The following is a 20,300-nucleotide window of genomic DNA, read 5'->3' on the forward strand; positions in this document are numbered from 1 at the left end:
CCCGATCCGCCCATTCCCTAGCCGCGCTACGCCTGGAGTATTCCCATGCTGACTTTCCTTGGCTTCGCCATGGTCATCACGTTCATGTTCCTGATCATGACCAAGCGCCTGTCCGCGCTGATCGCCCTGATCATCATCCCGATCATCTTCGCCCTGTTCGGCGGCTTCGGTCCGAAAATCGGCCCGATGATGCTCGAAGGCATCACCAAACTTGCGCCGACCGGCGTGATGCTGATGTTCGCCATTCTGTACTTTGCCCTGATGATTGACTCCGGCCTGTTCGACCCGGCTGTGCGCAAGATCCTCAAAATGGTCAAGGGCGACCCGCTGAAAGTCTCGGTCGGCACCGCCGTACTGGCGCTCGTCGTGTCCCTCGATGGTGACGGCGCCACCACTTACATGATCTGCGTGGCCGCCATGCTGCCGCTCTACAGCCGCATCGGCATGAGCCCGCGGATCATGGCCGGCCTGATCATCCTCGCCGGTGGCGTGATGAACATGACCCCATGGGGTGGCCCGACCGCCCGTGCCGCCAGTGCGCTGCATGTGGACCCGTCGCACATTTTCGTGCCGATGATTCCGGCGATGGCGGCCGGTGTCGTGGCAATCCTGGCCATCGCTTACTTCTACGGCAAACGTGAACGTGCGCGCCTCGGTGAACTGCACCTGGTGGGCGACGAGATCGATCACAGTGAAATCAGCGTGTCGCAGTTCCCGGACGCTCGTCGTCCGAAACTGATCTGGTTCAACGGCGCCCTGACCCTGGGCCTGATGTGCACCCTGATCGCCGGCCTGTTGCCGCTGCCGGTGCTGTTCATGGTGGCTTTCAGTATTGCGATGATCGTCAACTACCCATGCCTGCAACAGCAGAAAGATCGCGTCGCGGCCCACGCCGGTAGCGTGCTGGCGGTTGTCGGACTAATCTTTGCCGCGGGCATCTTCACCGGTATCCTGTCGGGCACCGGCATGGTCGATGCCATGTCGAAAAGCCTGTTGGCAGTGATTCCGGATTTCCTTGGCCCGTACCTGGCCGTGATCACGGCGTTGGTGAGCATGCCGTTCACCTTCTTCATGTCCAACGATGCATTTTATTACGGCGTGTTACCGGTACTTGCCGAAGCCGCCAGCCACTACGGTATAACCGCGGTGGAAATGGCACGTGCCTCGATCGTCGGTCAGCCCGTCCACTTGTTGAGCCCGCTGGTACCCTCGACTTACCTGTTGGTGGCCCTGGCCGGTATTGATTTTGGTGATCACCAGCGCTTCACCCTGAAATGGGCAGTGCTGGTTTGCATGTGCATACTGGTTGCTGCATTGCTGATGGGGATTTTTCCGCTGTTCAGCACTCTATAAGCCCAAGACTCGCCACTTCGGGTCCCGGCTTCGCGGTTTGAAGCCCGGACCCGTTGTGGTTTAACACTCGCTCAAAGGAATACACATGGAATGGCTGACCAACCCTGAAATCTGGGTTGCCTTCTTTACCCTGACCGCCCTGGAAATCGTCCTGGGTATCGATAACATCATCATGATTTCGATCCTGGTCAGCCGCATGCCCAAGCACATGCAACAGCGCACCCGGATTTTCGGCCTGGCGCTGGCCATGGTCACGCGGATTCTGTTGCTGCTGTCGATCACCTGGGTCATGCGCCTCACCGCCGACCTGTTCGAAGTGTTCGGCCAGGGTATCTCCGGGCGGGACCTGATCCTGTTCTTCGGTGGTCTGTTCCTGCTGTGGAAGAGCTCGCAAGAGATGTACCACGCGCTGGAAGGTGAAGACGAAAGCGACGACGAGCCAAACCTCAAGGGCGGCAACTTCCTCTACACCATCATCCAGATCGCGATCATCGACATCGTGTTCTCGCTGGACTCGGTGATCACCGCCGTCGGCATGGTCTCCCACGTACCGGTCATGGTCGCGGCGATCGTTGTTGCGGTACTGGTGATGATGCTGGCCTCGGGCACGATCAGCGCGTTCATCGACAAGCACCCTTCGCTGAAGATGCTGGCGCTGTCGTTCCTGTTGATCGTCGGTATGGTGCTGATTGCCGAATCCCTGGACGTGCATGTGCCAAAAGGCTACGTCTACTTCGCCATGGCGTTCTCGCTGGCAGTGGAAGCGATCAACATCAAGATGCGCACCGCGATGGCGAGAAAGAAGAAGCAGCAGGATCCGGTGAAACTGCGCAAGGATATTCCGGGGCAGTAACCCTGTAGTACGCAATACCCTGTGGGAGCGAGCCTGCTCGCGATAGCGGTCCATCATTCAACATCAATGTTGACTGTGTGGGCCTCATCGCGAGCAAGCTCGCTCCCACAGTTGTTTCAGGTGGCTGGAAGACCTGGTTTTCATGACAGTTTTGTTTCAATCACTTCTTTAGCTATGCGATGCTGGCGCCCAGACCGTTAGCCAACTACAGCTTAAGTACAGAACGTAGAACGTCGCGCGGCACCGTTAACTTGCTCCTTTGGGGCGCTACCACCACAGGGGGCCAGTATGCTCACCCTGCTCAATCTGCTCTCAGCCGTGGCCTTGCTGATCTGGGGCACGCACATCGTCCGAACCGGCATCTTGCGGGTCTACGGCTCCAACCTGCGCCACGTCATCGGCCAGAACATGTCCAAGCGCTGGCTGGCGTTTATCGCGGGGATTGTCGTGACCGCGATGGTCCAGAGCAGTAATGCCACGGCAATGCTCGTCACCTCGTTTGTCGGTCAGGGGCTGATGGCGCTGACCCCCGCCCTGGCAACCATGCTCGGGGCCGATGTCGGTACGGCGCTGATGGCGCGAGTGCTGACTTTCGACCTGTCCTGGCTGTCGCCACTGCTGATCTTTGTCGGGGTGATTTTCTTCCTGTCGCGCAAACAGACGCGACTCGGGCAAATGGGTCGCGTCAGCATCGGCCTGGGGTTGATCATTCTGGCGCTGCAATTGATCGTCGAAGCCGCTGCGCCGATCACCCACGCCCAAGGGGTGAAGGTGATTTTCGCCTCGCTGACCGGCGATATTTTGCTCGACGCCCTGGTTGGCGCTCTGTTCGCGATGATTTCCTACTCCAGCCTGGCGGCGGTCCTGCTGACCGCGACCCTGGCCGGCGCCAGCGTGATCAGCCTGCCGGTGGCCATCGGCCTGGTGATCGGCGCCAACATCGGCAGCGGCATTCTGGCGTTCCTCAGCACCAGCATGCAGAACGCCGCCGGCCGCCAGGTGGCGCTGGGCAGCCTGTTGTACAAACTGATTGGCCTGCTGCTGATCATTCCGGTGCTCGACCCGTTGGTGCACTGGATCGACAGCCTCGACTTCAGTCCACAGGAAATGGTCATCGGCTTTCACCTGCTCTACAACACCGCACGCTGCCTGATCCTGCTGCCCAGCGTCGGGCCGATGGCCAAGTTCTGCGCATGGATACTGCCGGAGCGCCCACAAACCAACGGCATGGCCAAACCCCGGCACCTTGATCCGACGGCGTTGGTCACGCCAAGCCTGGCGCTGGCCAACGCCGCCCGGGAAACCCTGCGCATGGGCGATCTGATCGACAACATGCTGGAGGCCATGCTCGACGTGCTGCACGGCAAGCAGACCGCCGTGACCCAGGAAATGCGGCGTCTGACCGATGATGTCGAGGCGCTCTACAGCGCGATCAAGCTGTATCTGGCGCAAATGCCACGGGAAGACCTCAGTGACCAGGACAGCCGACGCTGGGCGGAAATCATCGAACTGGCGATCAACCTCAAACTCGCCAGCGACTTGATCGAACGCATGCTGCGCAAGGTGCAGCAGCAGAAAACCTCGCAGCGCCGGTCGTTTTCCGAGGTGGGCCTGGAAGAGTTGGCCGGGTTGCACAGCCAGTTGATCTCCAACCTGCGACTGGGTTTGTCGGTGTTCCTCAGCGCCGACAGGGAAAGTGCCCGCCAATTGCTGCGTGAGAAACGTCGCTTTCGTGCACAGGAGCGCCGCCTGGCCCACGCTCATGTCAGCCGCTTGCAACGTAAGATCGTGCAAAGTATCGAGACCAGTTCTGTGCACCTGGAGCTGATCGCCGACATGAAGCGTCTGAATTCACTGTTTTGCAGCAGTGCCTACGTGGTATTGGAAACGTCCGACACCGGCGCGCTGGCTGTGGACGATTTGGCTGACATCACGCATTCGCCTTGAACGTCTGGCACGCTGGTCAGTCAGTAACTTTGATTCAGCCTCAAGGCCGTCATCGCTAGCAAGCTCGCTCCCACAGGTTTCGAGTTGATCACAATGGTTGGATCAACCTGGATTCTGTGGGATCGAACTTGCTCGCGATGGCGGACGTAAGGACGAAACGGATCTCCGATTGGTTGCCGGGAAGCTCGTTATGCGTTGTCTGTTATTCGCCTGTTTGTTGCTTGGCTCACTTCCTTCGTTTGCCCTGGACCGCTTCCAGGTCGAGGGCTACACGCTGCGCAACGGTTTGCAATTGCTGCTCAAGCCCGGTACCGAACGCGGCCACGTGGCGATCCGGCTGGTGGTCGGGGTGGGTCTGGATGATTTCAGTTGCGCCGATAAAGAGCTGCCACACCTGCTCGAGCATTTGCTGTTCAGCGGCATCGACGCCAGCGGTGAAGGTGGCCTGGAAGAACGCATGCAGGAGCTGGGTGGCGAATGGAACGCCTTCACCAGCAACGCCGACACCACGTTCGTGATCGAAGCCCCGGCGAAAAACCAGCGCAAGGTGCTTGATTTGCTGCTTGCGCTGCTGACCCAGACCCATTTCGATGACGACGCCATTAACGCCGCCAAGCAAGTAGTCGAGCGTGAAGACGGCGGTCACTACACGCATCTGCAACGCTGGCTGGATCGCCAGGACCTGGGCAATACCGCCAGTAAACAACTGGCCGTGGAGCTGGGCCTCAAATGCCCCGAGCGCGCTGAAGTCCATCACCTGACCCGCGAACAACTGGAGACCGTGCGCAAAGACTGGTACGCGCCCAACAACATGACGCTGATCGTGGTCGGCGACCTCGACCGTTTGCTGCCGGCTTATCTGGATCGGGCGTATGGAGAACTGACCGCCATCAACCCGTCAGAGCACCCGCCCCTGCCGCAAATCCAGGCCAGCGCCGCGCACGAGCGCAGCCTGATTCATGGTTTTGTCGGCGGCAGTGCCAAGCTGCATTGGCTGGTGCCGGAACCGGTACTGGACGACCAGCACGACGAAACGTTCGACCTGCTCAAGGACTACCTGGACTGGGCGCTCTATCGCCAGTTGCGTCTGGCGCATGGCTTGTCCTACGGCCCTTGGGCCGAGCGCGAGGTGTTCGGCGGCGTCGGTTTCATGAGCCTGAATGCCGACCTGGACCGCGACGATGTCGCTGAAGCGCAAAAGGTGCTGGATGAATTGAAGGCCGGGCTGCTCAAGGACGGTCTCAACGCCGAAACCTTCAACCGCCTGAAACAGGCCGCCATTGCGCGCCAGTCCTGGGCCGTGCAAGGCAATAGCGCGCTGGCCGATTACTACTGGAGCGCCCTCGGGGACTACGAGGATGGCCGTTTCGCCAACCCGGTCAAAGAACTCCAAGCGGTGACACTGGCGGAAGCGAACAAAGCCATGCGCGAACTGCTGCTGCAACCGGGGTATGTGCGGATCGAGAAGCCGTTGATGAGTTATGACCAGTTGATGTGGGCGGTTGCTGGAGTATTGGGGCTGCTGGTTCTGGCGCTATTGGGTTGGCAGATTTACCGCAGACGATAACCAAACACTTGTGGCGAGGGAGCTTGCTCCCGCTCGGCTGCGTAGCAGTCGTAAACCTGTAGTCGAGTTGGCATTGAAGGGATGCGGGGGGTCGCTTCGCGCCCCAGCGGGAGCAAGCTCCCTCGCCACAAAAAAACACTATTCTCTGAAGGGATGTGTTTGACGCAAATGACTGGCACCCTCGCCACGCCGCCGCGCCAGCGGTAACCTGTCGAGGATTTTTCCTACGACTACTGTGAACCGCCGAATGCCGACCCTGACCCTGTTCGTCCAGCGCATCCTTGAATTGATGAAGCGCTACCCCGGGGTCATTGCGCTCGGTGGTTTTATCTCCGGAATCGGCAGTTTCATTCTGGTCGATCGCCAACAAGGCCTGGCGAGCTGGATCACCACGATCATGCTGATCAGCTGGATCTGGCTGATGCTGGAAAACAGCCTGACCAAGCTGTTCACCCGAATCTTCAAACGGGAAATTCCCCAGCCCCTGCTGCGTTACGCGACGCAGATGATCCACCAGGAAAGCCTGTTCTTCGTCCTGCCATTCTTTTTCATCACTACCACCTGGAACAGCGGCCAGTTGTTCTTCACCGGGCTGTTGGCCATCGCGGCCCTGATCTCGATCATCGACCCGCTTTACTACAAATGGCTGGCACCACGGCGTTGGGCGTTCCTCGCGTTGCATACCCTGACCCTGTTCGCCGCCCTGCTCACCGCGTTGCCGGTGATCATGCACCTGACCACCGCGCAAAGTTTCAAATGGGCGCTGGGCATTGCCGTGCTGCTGTCGTTCCCGAGCCTGGCGTCGATCTTCCCGATCCGCACCGTGCGCAACGCCGTGGCGATCCTGAGTATCACCATCGGCATTGGCGGCGTCGGCTGGGTGCTGCGCTCGTGGGTGCCACCGGCGACCCTGTGGATGACCAATGTGGCGATTAGCACGCAAATGCAGGATCGCACCCCCGGCGACAGCCTCGAAGAAGTCAGCGCCGAGCAGATTCGTGGCGGCGGACTGTACGCCTACACCGCGATCAACGCCCCGCGAGGCCTGGATGAGCGGATTTATCATGTCTGGCAGTTCAACGGCAAAGAGGTCGACCGCATCCCGCTGGATATCCACGGCGGGCGCAAGGAAGGCTACCGCGCCTGGACCCACAAGCAGAACTTCCCCGGCAACCCGGCGGGCAAATGGCAGGTCCGGGTACTGACCGAAGATGGCCAGTTGATCGGCGTGCTGCGTTTCAAGATTACCGACAGCACACCCGTCAAAGAAAAGTAAGGCAGTTCGTGCTATTACGTAGGTCTGCGTAACAGCCGAAAAAGCACGGAGCTTATGACCAGCAGCACAATGGCCGGCAATGCCCAATTGGACACCTCGCTCACCCCGCCTCAGATCCGGGTCACCGGGGACTGGACGCTCGCCCATTACGCCGACCTCAAGCTTCTAAGCGAAAAGCTCGAAGGCCAATACGACGACAGCACCCGCATCGACCTCAACGGCCTCGGCGCCCTCGACACGGCGGGCGCCTCGCTGTTGGTGGAGCTGCTGGGCTCCGAGCGTCTCGGTCGGTCCGCCGAACACCCCGATTGCACCATCTCCTCCGCCGACCGCGCACTGTTGCAAACGGTCTATCGCTCCCTGACCGATTTCTGCGTACCGATCAAGGAGCCGGAAATCAGCGTCGGCATTCTGCTGCTGACCCGCATCGGTCGTGCGGTGGATACGGTCTGGCAAGACACCCTGCAACTGCTCGGTTTTGTCGGGCTTATTCTGGAAACCATCGTCCGTGGCCTGTTCCAGCCCAAGCGCTGGCGCATCACGCCGATGGTCGCGCACATCGAACAGACCGGCCTCGACGCCGCGCCCATCGTGGCCCTGCTGACCTTTCTGGTGGGCGCGGTGGTGGCGTTTCTCGGGGCGACGGTGCTGGCCAGTTTCGGCGCTACGGTGTTCACCGTGGACCTGGTGGCATTTTCCTTCCTGCGCGAATTCGCCGTGTTGCTCACCGCGATCCTGATGGCCGGGCGCACCGCCAGTGCGTTCACCGCGCAGATCGGCTCGATGAAGGCCAACGAAGAAATCGACGCCATCCGCACTTTGGGCCTCGACCCGATGGAGTTGCTGGTGGTACCGCGCGTCCTCGCCCTGCTGGTTGCGTTGCCGATGCTGACCTTCATGGCGATGCTTTCGGGGATTATCGGTGGCGGCGTGGTTTGCGCGGTGTCGCTGGATATTTCGCCGGCGATGTTTTTGTCGCTGCTGCAATCGGACATCGGCGTTCAGCATTTTCTGGTGGGGATCGTCAAAGCGCCGATATTCGCGTTCCTGATTGCCGCGATCGGTTGCCTGGAAGGCTTCAAGGTCAGCGGCAGTGCCGAATCCGTCGGCGCGCACACAACATCGAGCGTGGTGCAGTCAATTTTCGTGGTAATCGTGCTCGATGCAGTGGCCGCGCTGTTTTTCATGGAGATGGGTTGGTGAGTCGTTTACCCCGAGCGCCCGCCGAGGCGGTGATCGAAGTCCGTGGGCTGTGCAATCGCTTTGGCAGTCAAAGCGTGCACGAAAACCTTGATCTGGATTTGTACAAAGGTGAAATCCTCGCCGTGGTCGGCGGCTCGGGCAGCGGCAAGTCGGTGTTGCTGCGCAGCATTGTCGGCTTGCGCCAGCCCAGCGACGGTGAGGTAAAGGTCTTCGGCAAAAACCTGCCTACACTGCCCGAACACGAACGCTCGCTGATTGAACGGCGCTTCGGCGTGCTGTTCCAGAAAGGCGCCCTGTTCTCTTCGCTGACCGTGACCGAGAACGTCGCCCTGCCCCTGATCGAACATGCCGGCCTGAGTCGCGACGATGCCGAGCACCTGGCGGCGGTGAAGCTGGCCCTGGCCGGATTGCCGCTGTCGGCGGCGGACAAATACCCCGCGTCCCTGTCCGGCGGCATGATCAAGCGTGCGGCGCTGGCGCGGGCCTTGGCGCTGGACCCGGACATCCTGTTTCTCGACGAACCCACCGCCGGTCTCGATCCGATTGGCGCGGCGGCGTTCGATCAACTGATCCTGACCCTGCGCGATGCCCTGGGCCTGAGCGTTTTCCTGGTCACCCACGACCTCGACACGCTCTACACCATCACCGACCGGGTGGCGGTGCTGGCGCAGAAGAAAGTGCTGGTGGCGGATGCCATTGATGTCGTCTCGGAAACCGACGACGCGTGGATTCACGAATACTTCCACGGCCCTCGCGGCCGCGCGGCGCTGAGTGCCGCTCAACAGCTCAACGAGGTCTGACATGGAAACCCGAGCCCATCATGTATTGATCGGCCTGTTCACCGTGATTGTGGTGACGGGCGCCCTGCTCTTCGGCCTGTGGCTGGCCAAGTCCAGCGTCGACACCGAGTTCAAGGACTACGAAGTCGTCTTCAATGAAGCGGTCAGCGGTCTGTCCAAGGGCAGCTCCGTGCAGTACAGCGGGATCAAGGTTGGCGACGTGGTGTTGCTGCGCCTGGACCCGAAAGACCCGCGCCGGGTGCTGGCGCGGATCCGCTTGGGCGGCGACACGCCGGTCAAGGAAGACACCCAGGCCAAACTGGCGCTGACCGGAGTGACCGGGACGTCGATCATCCAACTCAGCGGCGGTACGCCGCAAAGCCCGCCACTCAAGGGCAAGGACGGCAAACTGCCGCTGATCGTCGCATCGCCCTCGCCCATCGCCCGTTTGCTTAACGACAGCAACGACTTGATGGCTGGTGTGAACTCGCTGATGCACAACGTCAACCTGATGTTTTCCACAGAAAACATCGAGCGCGTCAGCAAAACCCTGGAGCATCTGGAAGTCACCACCGGCACCATTGCCGATCAGCGCGACGACTTGAGTCAGGCGATGAAGCAGCTGGCGTCGGTGGGTAAGCAGGCCAGCAACATGATGGAACAGACGTCGACGTTGATGCGCAACGCCAACGGCCTGCTCAATGACCAGGGCAAACAGATGTTCGGCAGCGCCGAGCAGGCCATGAAGTCGCTGGAACAAAGCAGCGCGACCATCAACAAGCTGCTCGCCGCCAATCAGGACTCGCTCAACAACGGCATGCAGGGCCTCAATGGCCTGGCGCCGGCGGTGCGCGAATTTCGCGAGACCTTGAGCTCGTTGCGCGCCATTTCCGAACGATTGGAGGCCAACCCCAGCGGTTACTTGCTGGGCAGTGACAAGAACAAGGAATTTACTCCATGAAGCTGAACCACTTCGCCCTCCTCGCCAGCTTCACGCTGCTCAGTGCCTGCTCGATCCTGCCCAAGCCCGAGCCGTTCGATGTCTATCGATTGCCCTCGGCTCAAAGCACTGCGGCAAGCAGTCATGGCACGCCGCAGCGCTGGTCGTTGCGTTTGAACAAACTCCAGGCCAGCGAAGCGTTGAACAGCCCGAACATTGCCGTCATCCCCCAGGGCGACGTGATCATCAGTTACAAGGCCTCGCGCTGGAGCGACCCGGCGCCGGTATTGATGCGTAATCGGCTGCTCGATGGATTCCAGCGTGATGGTCGAGTGACTTTGCTCAGCACCGACGACAGCAACTTCCAGGCGGACCTGGAGCTAGGCGGCGGTTTGCAGGCGTTTCAGACCGAGTATCAGGGCACCAGTGCGAGTGTGGTCGTGCGTCTGGATGCACTACTGGTGCGCGGTTATGACCAGCGAATCCTCGCCAGCAAACGCTTTGAAGTGCGCCAGCCGCTGAGTGATGTGAAGGTGCCGGCGGTGGTGACGGGGTTTGGCCAGGCCAGCGATCAGTTGACGGCGCAGGTGGTGGGATGGGCGGTTGAGCAAGGTCAGAAAGTCGCGCCGCCACCCAGACCTTGAAGGTCCTGCGGACCTTATCGCTGGCAAGCCAGCTCCCACAGAGACCCCGCAGTACCTGTAGGGGCTGGCTTGCCAGCGAAAAATTCTGGATTCAACCAAAGAACCAGTAGCAAACCCCGATGGCGCCCAGCACCCCGGCCAGCTCCGCCAACAACGCACACCCCACCGCATGCCGCGCCCGCTGAATACCGACAGCACCGAAGTACACCGCCAACACATAGAACGTCGTCTCGGTACTGCCCTGCACCGTCGCCGCGACCAATGCCGGGAAGCTGTCCACGCCGGAGGTTTTCATGGTTTCGATCAGCATCGCCCGGGCGGCGCTGCCGGAGAACGGTTTAACCATCGCGGTCGGCAGCGCATCAACGAAACGCGTGTCCCAACCGGCCCACTCCACCAGGTGCCGAATACCGTCCAGGCCGAAATCCAGCGCTCCCGACGCCCGCAACACGCCCACTGCGCAGAGCATCGCCACCAGGTACGGGAGCAGGTTCTTGGCCACATCGAAGCCTTCTTTGGCACCCTCGACGAACGCTTCGTAGACCTTCACTTTGCGCATCGCTCCGATGATCAAAAACAGCATGATCAGACCGAATAACGTCAGATTGCCGAGGATCGACGACAAACCGGCCAGCGCGGCAGCCGACATGGTCCCCAGCAACGCCATGAAGCCGCCAAGGAGCAAGGCACCGGGAATCAGATACGCCAGCACCACCGGGTCCCAGACCCGCAGGCGCTGCATAAACGCCACCGACAGAAAGCCAACGATGGTCGAGCAACTGGTGGCGAGCAGGATCGGCAGGAACACCAGCGTCGGGTCGGGCGCGCCTTGCTGGGCGCGGTACATGAAGATCGTCACCGGCAGCAGGGTCAGGGAGGAGGCGTTGAGCACCAGGAACAGGATCTGCGCGTTGCTGGCGATGGTGGCGCTGGGATTGAGCTCTTGCAGGGCCTTCATGGCCTTGAGGCCGATCGGAGTGGCGGCGTTGTCCAGGCCCAGGCCGTTGGCGGCGAAGTTCAGGGTGATCAGGCCGATGGCGGGGTGACCGGCCGGAACTTCCGGCATCAAACGCAAAAACAGCGGGCCGAGTGCCCTGGCCAGCCACTCGACGATCCCGGCTTTCTCGGCGATCCGCAGAAAGCCCAGCCAGAGGGTGAGGGTACCGAACAGCAGGACCATGACTTCGACAGACAACTTCGCCATGGCGAAAATGCTTTCCACCATCGCCGCGAAGATCCCGGCGTTGCCGCCGATCAGCCATTGCGCCAGCGCCGATACGGCGGCCACGATGAAGAAGCCAAGCCACAGGCCATTAAGCATCAGTCAAATCCCCCAAAAGATGCGCGAATGATAGCGGGGTGGCCAGAAACGACAAACCCCGGATTTCTCCGGGGTTCATATAGGCACTACACATCTGTAGGAGCCGGCTTGCTGGCGATTGCCGCACCGCGTTGTATCTGTCACACCGCGTTATCGTTCATCGCCAGCAAGCCGGCTCCTACAGCGTTATCAGTTCTTGGAAATCTCGCCAGCCGGCAGCTTTTCCTTGCTGCGCCAGTGCGGCAGGGAGTTCCAGTAGCGCTGGCCCTTGGCGTCGTCGTACATGCCTTCCCAACGTGCGATAACCAGTACGGCCAGGGCGTTGCCGATCACGTTCAGTGCGGTGCGCGCCATGTCCATGATGCGGTCGACACCGGCAATGAACGCCAGGCCTTCCAGCGGAATACCGACGCTGCCCAGGGTGGCCAGCAGCACCACGAAGGACACGCCCGGCACGCCGGCGATGCCTTTGGAGGTCACCATCAGGGTCAGGACCAGCAGCAATTGCTGGCTGATCGACAGGTCGATGCCGTACAGCTGGGCAATGAAGATTGCCGCGATGCTCTGGTACAGGGTCGAACCGTCGAGGTTGAACGAGTAACCGGTCGGTACCACGAAGCTGCAAATGGCTTTCGGTGCGCCGTAGGCTTCCATCTTCTCGATCACGCGCGGCAGCACGGTTTCGGAGGAGGCGGTGGAGTAGGCCAGCACCAGCTCATCCTTGAAGATGCGCATCAGCTTGATCACCGAGAAGCCGAACAGGCGGGCGATCAGGCCCAGTACCACGAAGGCGAAGAAGGCGATGGCGACGTAAACCAGGATCACCAGTTTGGCCAGCGGCAGCAGCGAAGCGAAACCGAAGTTGGCCACAGTCACCGCGATCAGTGCGAAAACGCCGATCGGGGCGTAGTTCATGATCATGTGGGTGACTTTGAACATGCTTTCCGACACGCCCTGGAACATCTTCACCAGCGGTTCGCGCAGGTCCGCTTGCAGGCTCGACAGACCGAGGCCGAACAGCACGGAGAAGAAGATGATCGGCAGCATCTCGCCGCGGGCCATGGCCGCGAAGATGTTCGATGGGATCAGGTTGAGGATGGTCTCGATGAACGCGTGTTCATGCTGAACCTCGGCGGCGGTTGCCTGGTACTTGGAGATGTCCACAGTACCCAGGGTGCTCATGTCGATGCCCGAGCCCGGGTGGAACACGTTGGCCAGCACCAGACCGACCAGAATGGCGATGGTGGTGACGATTTCGAAGTAGATGATGGTTTTCAGGCCGATGCGCCCGAGTTTTTTCGCATCGCCAACGCCAGCGATGCCGACGATCAGCGACGAGATCACGATCGGGATCACAATCATCTTGATCAGACGGATAAAGATATCGCCCGCCGGTTGCAGGACGTTGCTGATCCACCAGGCTTTTTCGGCACTGAAATGGTTGAGCAGCGCACCGATTGCAATCCCCAATACCAGACCGATGAGGATCTGCCAGGCGAGGCTAAGCTTTGCCTTCTTCATATCTTTACCCTTACTTCAGTTTGACTCGAGCAGAGGCACGAACTGCATCGCTTGTGGCGATAAAGCCCAGTGCATTTGCCCCCGTATAAGGAGCCCCGGAGCGCTTGTTAGTGGCTCTCTGGCAGGCGAAAAAAGGCGCAACTATTCCGATGCAAGAGAGCGACGTCTAATGCCGTAAACGACTACCCCATGCCGAATCGGCATGAGGCTATTTTGCTAAAAGCAACGTCGCAAACGGTTCGAATATGACATTTCGGCAGGCATAAGTGCCGTGAACCGGCCATCACAGAGCAGGTTGATTGTTTTTTGATCAAGAGAATAGACGAGATATTTCGGGAAAATCCTACAACGGACGAAGAGCAGTTACGGCCGGAGAAAGTACAGATTTCTCGATATACGGTCGTGGAAAAACGCTATCGGGCGAAGGTTTGGCGGGGTAAGAACGAATCAGTGACTCGCTCTAGCTTGACGCTTTGCACGCACAAGCTCTTCGCAAGTCCGTCAAGTCATGATGACCGGCGAACTTGCGTCGCAGCTTTTTCCTGACCCGGCCCTTGCGCAGGCACTCCCTGTACCCGTAGGTCACTCCACCCCTGAAACAGGTAGAACGTCCCGACCCCTTGGTCATGCGCCTGCCTTCCTCGGGTGGCGCACTTTGAAAGAAGCGGTGCTTCTCTCGTAGTTCAATTCAGTACCAGTTTGGATCTTTTTTCAGCTGTTCCATCAGCAAATCCTGCATGCCCTGATCCGGTTTGCCGATAAAGCGATAGTTGGCGTGCCGGGTCGGCGACTTGTCGGCCGGTAACCCTGTTGGTACTTCGACCAGCATGGCGTAGGCGTCCTTTTTGTCGAAACTGACGGCGACGATCAAGCGTTCATTGAGACAACTCGCTTGAGACTCGCAGAGTGGCCCCACCAGATACTTGTCGCCATCCTCTTCAACGGCATTCATTTGTTCGGCATCACCGGACAAATTCATCACCCATTCCGGCAAGCGTTCTTCTTTCTGCACAACGCCTTGCCAGGTTTCCCTGTATTGCGGGTCCGCGTTCAGTAACTCGTTGACCCGCGCCTGCCCATCATTGGCAGCGACTGCCATGGCACTACCGCCCAGTAGCAGGGCGGCTGCCATTGTCTTCAACAAACCGCTCATGCCTAACCTCGACCGCGACGGCCAAAGAAGAACGAAGCAATGAACATCACCAGGAACACGACAAAGAGAATCTTGGCGATACCCGTGGCGGTGCCCGCGATACCACCGAAGCCCAGTACGGCAGCGACAATGGCAATGATCAAGAATGTGATTGCCCAGCTCAACATGGTGATTCTCCTTACGCTTCTATTTAGAGGTGTTGCATATCCCGGCGCATCGAGCGCGCCAAGTGTGTGAATTTAGAAAACCCAGCGTTCCTGACGAGGCATCTGATCCGCAGGCTGAGCCTGGTCGACATCCATCATTCGCATCGCGGCACTGTCGGCCATTCCACTTTTTGCAGCGCTGAAGTGGCTCTGGACAGGGCGCTCAAACGAAATGCGCGGGGCTTCTTGCTGTTGACTCTGCTCCCAGCGCATAAATTGCTGACCGCCAAGCAAAGTGACCAGCAGGGCAAAAACGGCAAAAAGCCCTTGCTGCAAGTGCAGTGACGAGAAATGCAATTGGGCGGCACGTTGGCGAATCATCCTGAAGCTCCTCCCACGCGGGGTAATCTGGTTGAGGGCTTGTGATTGCCCTGCGTTATTCAAGCTATTGCAGCCGTCATGCCAGATTTTTTCTAATAAAAAATCCTTTAAAATCAATATGTTACAGAGGTGCTGCGAAAGGCTTCGCACGCATCCTGCACGATGGACCCCGATGCGGTCGTGCGATCTGCACGATCGAATCATCGGTCATCGCATTATTTTTGAATTGAGAAGAGGGCGCAGGTGTCAGAGATGAACGTAAGACGTCGCCTGTTGAGAGGCTTTTTTTAAAAAGCTCACAAAATCAGGCGATTTCTAAAGGGCAGGAGATAGCTACCCTGCCATGGCGGGAATGCATCAGAATAAACCATGCAACTTGCCCGATTTTTCCGGGACTAACCAAGATCATTCATTAAGGAGCGTAGGAAAATGGAATCTGCCACTGAGCACCAAGGCCGTATTCTCTTGGTGGATGATGAGTCCGCCATCCTGCGAACCTTCCGTTACTGCCTCGAAGACGAGGGCTACGCTGTGGCAACCGCCAACAGCGCTGCGCAAGCCGATGCGTTGCTGCAACGCCAGGTTTTCGACCTGTGTTTCCTCGACTTGCGCCTTGGCGAAGACAACGGCCTCGACGTGCTGGCGCAGATGCGTATTCAGGCACCGTGGATGCGGGTGGTGATCGTCACCGCTCATTCGGCTGTAGACACTGCTGTGGACGCGATCCAGGCCGGTGCTGCCGATTACCTGGTCAAGCCATGCAGCCCTGATCAACTGCGCCTGGCCACCGCCAAGCAGTTGGAAGTGCGGCAACTGTCGGCGCGTCTGGAAGCCCTGGAAGGCGAGGTTCGCAAACCCAAGGATGGCCTGGACTCTCACAGCCCGGCGATGAAAGTGGTGCTGGAAACCGCCCGCCAAGTGGCCACGACCGATGCCAACATCTTGATTCTCGGTGAATCCGGTACCGGTAAAGGCGAGTTGTCGCAGGCCATTCACGGCTGGAGCAAACGGGCGAAGAAATCCTGCATCACCATCAACTGTCCTTCGCTCACTGCCGAACTGATGGAAAGTGAGCTGTTCGGCCACAGTCGTGGCGCGTTCACCGGGGCCAGCGAAAGTACTTTGGGTCGCGTCAATCAAGCCGACGGCGGTACGCTCTTTCTCGACGAAATCGGCGATTTTCCATTGATTTTGCAGCCCAAGTTGCTTCGTTTCATCCAGGATAAAGAATACGAGCGGGTAGGTGATCCCGTCACCCGCCGCGCCGACGTGCGTATCCTCGCGGCTACCAACCAGAACCTCGAAGACATGGTTCGCGACGGTCGTTTCCGCGAAGACCTGCTGTATCGCCTCAACGTCATCACCTTGCACCTGCCGCCGCTGCGCGAACGCCGGGAAGACATTCTCAACCTCGCCGACCGGTTTCTGGCCCGGTTCGTCAAGGAATACGCCCGTCCGGCTCGGGGTTTCAGCGATGAAGCCCGCGAAGCGCTGCTTGGCTATCGTTGGCCGGGGAATATTCGCGAGCTGCGCAACGTGGTCGAGCGGGCGAGCATCATCTGTCCGCAGGAACGGGTTGAAATCAGCCACTTGGGCATGTCCGAAGCGCCGGTCAATAACGCGCCACGCATCGGCGCTGCGCTGAGCCTGGATGAGCTGGAAAAAGCCCACATCGGCGCAGTGCTTGCCACCGCCGGCACGCTGGATCAGGCGGCCAAGACTTTGGGCATCGACGCATCGACGCTGTACCGCAAACGCAAACAGTACAACTTGTGAGTTGCCAGCGATGAAACTGGCGATGAAGTTGCGGACCCGGCTGTTTCTGAGCATTTCCGCGCTGATCACCGTCGCACTGCTCGGGCTTCTGCTCGGGCTGGTCAGCGTCATGCAAATGGCCGGGACTCAAGAAGCGCTGGTGCGCAACAACTTCGTCACGCTGGACGTGGGTCTAAAACTGCGCCAGACACTGGGTGATCAGCTGATCCTCATGCTCAGCGAGCAACCGGATTCCGCTGCCTTCGACGCCTCCAAAAAGCGTTACTTCGAACTGCTGGAGGAGGGCATTGCCCAAGAGCCAGAGGGCATCGGCAGCGAATACGGTTTCAGGAAAGCCAAGGTGGATTACCTGAGCTTTATCCAGGCGTATGAGGTGTCGCCTGACCCCAAACATGTGCTGAGCGGCAACGACGAGCTCACCGATAAATTCAATGCGCTGCGCAGTGGTTTAATCGCCGAACACAAGCGCGCACTGGACAACATCAACGACATCGAACGGCGCGCCCGTGAACGCGCGTTGCTGATTGCCGGGTTGCTCGGCCTGGTCGGGTTGGCGGTATTGATCATCGGTTTCGTCACCGCTCATGCCATCGCCCGGCGCTTTGGGGAGCCCATTGAGGCCTTGGCGCAGGCGGCGGACCATATCGGCCAGGGCAAATTTGACGTCACGCTGCCGATCTCCTCCGCAGTGGAGTTGAATCAACTGACCCGGCGCTTCGGGATCATGGCCGAGGCTCTGCGGGAACATCAGGCGACCAATGTCGATGAGCTGCTCGCAGGTCAGCAGCGTCTGCAAGCGGTGCTCGACAGCATCGATGACGGATTGCTGATGATCGATCGCGAAGGTCATCTGGAGCACCTCAACCCGGTGGCGCAGCGCCAGTTGGGTTGGGACAGCGATCGACTCGGACAAGGACTGGGTTCGGCACTGGAACGTCCGGAGCTCGATGAACAGCTGCAACTGGTGCTGCGTGGCGGCACGCTGGAGCGGGCGCCGGAGGACCTGAGTATCGAAGTCGATGGCGAGTCGCGCTTGTTGACCTATAGCCTGACGCCGGTCAGCCATACCCAGGGCCATATTCTCGGCGCGGTAATGGTGCTGCACGACGTCACTGAACAGCGCGCCTTCGAACGGGTGCGCAGCGAGTTCGTGCTGCGCGCTTCCCATGAACTGCGCACGCCGGTCACTGGCATGCACATGGCGTTCGGCCTGTTCCGCGAGCGCGCGCATTTTCCCCAGGACTCTCGTGAAGCCGATCTGCTGGACACGGTCAATGAAGAAATGCAGCGCCTGATGCAGTTGATCAACGACCTGCTGAATTTCTCTCGTTATCAGAATGGCCTGCAAAAACTGACGCTGGCGCCGTGCTCCATTGAGGATTTGCTGGAGCAGGCACAACTACGCTTTACCGACGCAGCAGCAAAGCAGGGTATCGATCTGTTGGTGGAAGCGCAGGGGCCTTTGCCGCGTTTACAGGCCGATCAACCGCAATTGGATCGGGTGCTCGACAACCTGATAGACAACGCGCTGCGTCACACCTCGCCAGGGGGGCTGATACGCTTGCAGGCCCGACGCCATGGCGACCGAGTGATCATCAGCGTCGAGGACAACGGCGAAGGCATCGCCTATGGGCAGCAAGGACGGATTTTCGAGCCGTTCGTGCAGGTCGGTCGCAAGAAAGGCGGTGCCGGGCTTGGCCTGGCGTTGTGCAAGGAAATCGTGCAATTGCACGGCGGGCGGATGGGCGTCTATTCACGGCCGGGGCAGGGCACTCAGTTCTACATGGCGTTGACGGTATAGCGCACGTTTATGCTTCGTCATCCAGGCGTCGCTTGGCCAATCGGCGCCCGCGGGTAATCAGTTCGATGAACTGCACCGCGCTCAGCGCATGAGCGAACAACCAGCCCTGACCAAACTTCACGCCTTCACTGCTCAGCAGTGCTGCCTGGGATTCATGTTCGATGCCCTCGGCAATCACCTTGAGATGCAGTGACTGGGCCATGTGAATGATGTGCGGAGCCACGCCACTGCTCGCCGCGTCGTGGCCCAGGGCGTCGATAAAGGCTTTGTCGATTTTCAGGCAATCCACCGGCAGGGTTTGCAAGTAGGCGAGGCTGCAATAGCCGGTGCCAAAGTCATCGATCAATACCTGGTGCCCCACATCGCGCAAGGCTTGCAGGTTTTCCCGCGCCACCACCACATCGATCAAGCCCCTTTCGGTGACCTCAAAGGCAATTTGCTTCGCCGCGACCCGGTGCAAGGTCAGCAGGCGCGCCATCACCTGGCCGATGCGCGGCACCATGACATCACACGCCGCCAGGTTGACCGAGATGTACAGCTGCGGATTTGCCCGCAGCAATTGACCCAATTGCTCAAGCAGGCGTTGCAGGACGAAGTCGGTCATCTGGCGGATTTGTCCGGTGTTCTCCGCCATCGGAATGAACAGGTCGGGGCTGGTCAGGGTGCCGTCGGGCCTTCGCCAGCGCAGCAACGCCTCGGCCCCCACGCAGTTACGGCTGTCGAGATCGAAGATCGGTTGATACAACACCTGCAACTCGCCACGGCGTATGGCGCCTGTCAGTTCGGCATCCAGTGACTGGCGCTGGCGCACCAGCAGAAACACCAGGAAGCCCACGCACGCAGCCAGCACAAGGCTGGCCGGCAGCAACCACCACCACATCGGCGGAATATGCGCTCCGCTGCGCGGAGTGATGAGCACCAGTTGGTACTCCGGGTTGTCAGTGGGCATGCGGTAAATCAAACGTCGATGGGTGACTTGCAACGCATCGCGGCTTTTCGGTGGCCAGGCCTCGGTAGGCGGCCAGGCTTGCGAGACGCCCAGAACCGGAATCGCCCGGGTGCCGTGATCGAGTACCACCAGCAGGCTGCTTCCCGGTGACAGGTCGACCATATCGGTCAAATGTCCACGCGAAGTCGCCACGCGGAAATTGCCGCGCCCGAGCATCAGGGCGGCGCGATTTTCATCGGGTTCAGTGGTGGTGTTCAGCCAGTAGCTGTAGGTGGGACCTTTGATGTCCGGTGGGCGCGCCAGCGACAACCCTTCCTGGCGGGGACGATTGGAGCAGATTCGCGAGGCGTCCATATAAGCCGCTTCGTAAACAAAGCGGTAATTGAAGCTGACCTGCTGCAAGGTCGCGATCATTTCGTCGTCGCAGCCTCGCAGCGGCTGAGCCTCCAGATCATCGAGGCTTTCGCGTAGCTGTCCGAAAAGCTGCTCCAAACGGGCGAGAAAGCGTTCACCCTGGGCGTTCATTTCCTGGCTTTCGTTCTGCTCGACCTGGTGTATCGCGACGAACAGGCTGCCGGCCAACAGCAGTGATGCGCTCAAGGCAGCAGCCAGCATCGCCAAAAACCAAGGGCGATAGAACCAACTACGAATCCTTACTCGAGCAGCAGTCATAGGGAATATCCGGCGAAT

17 protein-coding genes are annotated in these 20,300 nt (G+C 59.6%); 11 read left to right on the top strand and 6 right to left on the bottom strand.

The annotated features are described in order from the left end of the window. The first annotated feature begins 45 nt into the window (after window positions 1-45). The 9 genes from NL64_RS18050 (at window position 46) to NL64_RS18090 (ending at window position 10,562) form a co-directional block, all read left to right on the top strand. The gene (locus NL64_RS18050) at window positions 46-1,353 is read left to right on the top strand and encodes a CitMHS family transporter (RefSeq protein ID WP_034149429.1); all 1,308 of its coding nucleotides are present in this window, start codon (window positions 46-48) and stop codon (window positions 1,351-1,353) included. Window positions 1,354-1,438: 85 nt separating this feature from the next. Continuing rightward, window positions 1,439-2,206 carry a TerC family protein gene (locus NL64_RS18055; RefSeq protein ID WP_034149430.1) on the top strand — a complete coding sequence of 256 codons (768 nt, stop codon included), beginning with the start codon at window positions 1,439-1,441 and terminating at the stop codon, window positions 2,204-2,206. A 288-nt stretch (window positions 2,207-2,494) separates the two neighbouring features. Continuing rightward, complete coding sequence (locus NL64_RS18060; protein ID WP_034149431.1) at window positions 2,495-4,153, top strand: Na/Pi cotransporter family protein; 1,659 nt, start codon at window positions 2,495-2,497, stop codon at window positions 4,151-4,153. 190 nt (window positions 4,154-4,343) lie between these two features. Next, window positions 4,344-5,720: a M16 family metallopeptidase gene (locus NL64_RS18065; protein WP_034149432.1), complete on the top strand. Its 1,377-nt coding sequence runs from the start codon at window positions 4,344-4,346 to the stop codon at window positions 5,718-5,720. A gap of 247 nt (window positions 5,721-5,967) precedes the next feature. Then, entirely contained in the window at window positions 5,968-6,996 is a 1,029-nt protein-coding gene (locus NL64_RS18070; RefSeq protein ID WP_034149433.1) for a DUF5924 family protein, read from the top strand. A 54-nt stretch (window positions 6,997-7,050) separates the two neighbouring features. Further along, a complete protein-coding gene (locus NL64_RS18075; protein WP_034149434.1) occupies window positions 7,051-8,199 on the top strand; it encodes an ABC transporter permease in 1,149 nt (382 codons plus the stop codon). Then, window positions 8,196-8,999, top strand: coding sequence for an ABC transporter ATP-binding protein (locus tag NL64_RS18080; RefSeq protein WP_034149435.1), 804 nt, complete (start codon window positions 8,196-8,198; stop codon window positions 8,997-8,999). Before NL64_RS18075 ends, NL64_RS18080 begins: the two co-directional genes overlap by 4 nt. 1 nt (window position 9,000) lies before the next feature. Then, complete coding sequence (locus NL64_RS18085) at window positions 9,001-9,939, top strand: MlaD family protein (RefSeq protein WP_034149436.1); 939 nt, start codon at window positions 9,001-9,003, stop codon at window positions 9,937-9,939. Continuing rightward, window positions 9,936-10,562 carry an ABC-type transport auxiliary lipoprotein family protein gene (locus tag NL64_RS18090; protein ID WP_034149437.1) on the top strand — a complete coding sequence of 209 codons (627 nt, stop codon included), beginning with the start codon at window positions 9,936-9,938 and terminating at the stop codon, window positions 10,560-10,562. The genes NL64_RS18085 and NL64_RS18090 overlap by 4 nt, the downstream gene beginning before the upstream one ends. A gap of 91 nt (window positions 10,563-10,653) precedes the next feature. Here the strand turns inward: NL64_RS18090 and NL64_RS18095 are convergent, their stop codons facing one another. From NL64_RS18095 to NL64_RS18115, 5 genes are all read right to left on the bottom strand, one after another. After that, a complete protein-coding gene (locus NL64_RS18095) occupies window positions 10,654-11,883 on the bottom strand; it encodes a nucleoside recognition domain-containing protein (protein WP_034149438.1) in 1,230 nt (409 codons plus the stop codon). Between the two features lie 189 nt (window positions 11,884-12,072). Continuing rightward, window positions 12,073-13,404, bottom strand: coding sequence for a glutamate/aspartate:proton symporter GltP (gltP, locus tag NL64_RS18100; protein WP_034149439.1), 1,332 nt, complete (start codon window positions 13,402-13,404; stop codon window positions 12,073-12,075). 688 nt (window positions 13,405-14,092) lie between these two features. Continuing rightward, window positions 14,093-14,557, bottom strand: coding sequence for an inhibitor of vertebrate lysozyme family protein (locus tag NL64_RS18105; RefSeq protein ID WP_034149440.1), 465 nt, complete (start codon window positions 14,555-14,557; stop codon window positions 14,093-14,095). Window positions 14,558-14,559: 2 nt separating this feature from the next. After that, window positions 14,560-14,724, bottom strand: coding sequence for a DUF1328 domain-containing protein (locus NL64_RS29715; RefSeq protein ID WP_003170804.1), 165 nt, complete (start codon window positions 14,722-14,724; stop codon window positions 14,560-14,562). A 72-nt stretch (window positions 14,725-14,796) separates the two neighbouring features. Beyond that, complete coding sequence (locus NL64_RS18115; protein WP_034149441.1) at window positions 14,797-15,084, bottom strand: hypothetical protein; 288 nt, start codon at window positions 15,082-15,084, stop codon at window positions 14,797-14,799. A 429-nt stretch (window positions 15,085-15,513) separates the two neighbouring features. Here NL64_RS18115 and algB point away from each other — a divergent pair, with 429 nt between their 5' ends. Continuing rightward, entirely contained in the window at window positions 15,514-16,860 is a 1,347-nt protein-coding gene (gene algB, locus NL64_RS18120; RefSeq protein ID WP_034149442.1) for a sigma-54-dependent response regulator transcription factor AlgB, read from the top strand. Window positions 16,861-16,870: 10 nt separating this feature from the next. Further along, complete coding sequence (locus NL64_RS18125; protein WP_034149443.1) at window positions 16,871-18,661, top strand: KinB sensor domain-containing domain; 1,791 nt, start codon at window positions 16,871-16,873, stop codon at window positions 18,659-18,661. A gap of 7 nt (window positions 18,662-18,668) precedes the next feature. Here NL64_RS18125 and NL64_RS18130 read toward each other — a convergent pair whose 3' ends face one another. Then, a complete protein-coding gene (locus NL64_RS18130) occupies window positions 18,669-20,282 on the bottom strand; it encodes an EAL domain-containing protein (RefSeq protein ID WP_034149444.1) in 1,614 nt (537 codons plus the stop codon). Window positions 20,283-20,300 lie beyond the last annotated feature (18 nt).

Origin of the sequence: Pseudomonas fluorescens, assembly GCF_000802965.1 — a bacterium.
Lineage (GTDB): Bacteria > Pseudomonadota > Gammaproteobacteria > Pseudomonadales > Pseudomonadaceae > Aquipseudomonas > Aquipseudomonas fluorescens_A.